The sequence below is a fragment of the Neisseria sp. P0021.S007 genome (assembly GCF_051956855.1).
The window spans coordinates 1-664 of record NZ_JBQCXA010000591.1; the positions used below are offsets into that span (position 1 = coordinate 1).

Genomic DNA, 664 nt, shown 5'->3' on the forward strand with positions numbered 1-664 from the left:
GTGCAACTTTGGTCGTTACTGCCGACAACAATGTAGATACCTGCTTTCATCCATTATCTCTGGCGATGCAGTCTTTGCAAAATGGCGGACAAGCTGCGGTTGGTTGGGCATATGAACATCAAGCAGTCCGTGCCGATACCTATGAAGGCAGTATCTGGATTTTGCTTGAAGCCGGTACAGAGCAGGGTGTTCCCGTTGTGTTGAATGATGAAGGTACTCAGACTGATAGGCCGTCTGAAAAGCCGCAATATTATTGGCAAAATATCGCCGATTGGCTAGAAGTAGTAATGGCGCACGAGGGTAGGGATGTGAAGAAATATACTTTGGCGTGATGGGGGAAAATGATTTTAGAGAAAGTATTTGTTTTTTGAATAAATAAGGTTTGCACCATTAAAAAGGCCGTCTGAAAATATTTTCAGACGGCCTTTTTGTATCAAAAACCAATCAACGAGACATCTCGTCTTGAATAGCGCGGATATTTGCTTTGCGGTCGTTGATGGTACGGGTCAGCTGTTGGATTTTAATCTGATCGCCTTTTTGTTTGGCCGCATTCAGCTGGGTTTGAAGGCGGATAATAGCGGTTTGTTCGTTGCGAATTTCACCTTGTAATACCTGTTTACGTGTTTCTTTAGGTTTGGGTTGTGGTGCAGCAATGGTTGCAGGA

The 664-nt window shown here is 44.1% G+C and carries 2 pseudogenes; one reads left to right on the forward strand and one right to left on the reverse strand.

Annotation, left to right across the window (positions count from 1 at the left end):
• A pseudogene (locus tag ACTHUR_RS14810) lies at positions 1 to 332 on the forward strand (hypothetical protein); the annotation flags it as partial.
• Positions 333 to 444: 112 nt separating this feature from the next.
• Here ACTHUR_RS14810 and ACTHUR_RS14815 read toward each other — a convergent pair.
• A pseudogene (locus ACTHUR_RS14815) lies at positions 445 to 664 on the reverse strand (hypothetical protein); the annotation flags it as partial.